Origin of the sequence: Aeromonas sp. QDB18, from assembly GCF_027705325.1 — a bacterium.
Classification (GTDB): Bacteria; Pseudomonadota; Gammaproteobacteria; order Enterobacterales; family Aeromonadaceae; genus Aeromonas; species Aeromonas caviae.
In genome coordinates this window covers 1-1,254 of the sequence record NZ_JAPDBQ010000288.1, presented here as the reverse complement: position 1 = coordinate 1,254, position 1,254 = coordinate 1, and the positions used below count along the sequence as shown (strand labels likewise).

Below are 1,254 nucleotides of genomic sequence, written 5' to 3'. Positions count from 1 at the left end.
CAGGGCGGGATCGTGAATGTTTTTTAACCATGTAAACAGGTTTGACCTCACGATCTGACTATGATCTTATGTGCTCTTTTCTGGAGCCATGTGATGTCAGTCGATGCCCTCTTTACCCGGTTTTTCAGTGAAATCCACGATAACCGCCAGCCCGCGAAAATCTCTTATCCCTTTTACGATGTCCTGTTTCTGACCGTTTGCGCTGTGATTGGTGGCGCTCAGGGGTGGGAGGACATCGAAGACTTTGGCGAGGTCCATCTGGCATGGCTTCAAGATAAGGGACTGTTTCTAAATGGTATTCCTGTGCATGACACCATCGCCAGGATCATCTCCCGCATCCAGCCAGAGCAGTTTCAGGCAGCATTCATTCGCTGGACCCAGGCCATCCAGCAGCAGATGGATGGGGCATTGATTGCCGTTGATGGCAAGACCCTGCGTCGCTCCTATCAACCCGGAGATCGTTCATCGACTATCCACATGGTCAGCGCCTACGCCGCCGCCAACAAACTGGTGCTCGGTCAGGTGAAAACCGCTGAAAAATCCAACGAAATCACCGCCATTCCCGAATTGTTGGCACTGCTCGACATTCGTCAATGCCTGGTTTCCATCGATGCCATGGGCTGCCAGACTGCCATTGCCACGTCTATCCGGCAGCAGGGTGGGGATTATCTGTTGGCCGTCAAGGGGAATCAGCCCAAGCTGCTTGAGGCCGTGAAACAGGCGCTCGCTCCGGCCATGGCCACCCCGCTGTCAGCGCAGACGGCGGCGGTAGAACAGGCTCATGGGCGCGTTGACGGTCGTGAATATCACGTCATCCCGGCCGGGGAACTGGCGGCCCAGTTTGCCGATTGGGACGGGTTGCAGAGCCTGGGTGTAGCCATCTCTTATCGTATTGAAAAAAATCAAAAAATAGCTATAGAACAACGTTATTTCATCAGCTCAAAGGTGCTTGACCGAGATGAGTTTGCCCGTGCCGTGCGCGGTCATTGGGCCATCGAAAACGAGCTTCACTGGGTGTTGGATGTGACGATGGGAGAAGATGCGTGCCCCATCTATCGCGAAGACGCGGCGGAGAATCTGGCCTGTATCCGACACATGGCCGTGAACATGCTAAGGGCGGAAACATCACGCAAAGCGAGCATCAGACGCAAGCAGAAAATAGCGGCGATGAGCAGTGACTATCTGGACACTGTGCTCGCAGCTGGCCTGCAAAAACTCTCTGAAATTTAACAGGATGTTCACGCTCTCACCCTG

The 1,254-nt window shown here is 54.1% G+C and carries 1 protein-coding gene; it reads left to right on the top strand.

Annotated features, from left to right (window positions below; genetic code table 11):
• Nucleotides 1-93 precede the first annotated feature (93 nt).
• Entirely contained in the window at nt 94-1,230 is a 1,137-nt protein-coding gene (locus OKC30_RS20900) for an ISAs1 family transposase (RefSeq protein ID WP_114523334.1), read from the top strand.
• Nucleotides 1,231-1,254: the final 24 nt, after the last annotated feature.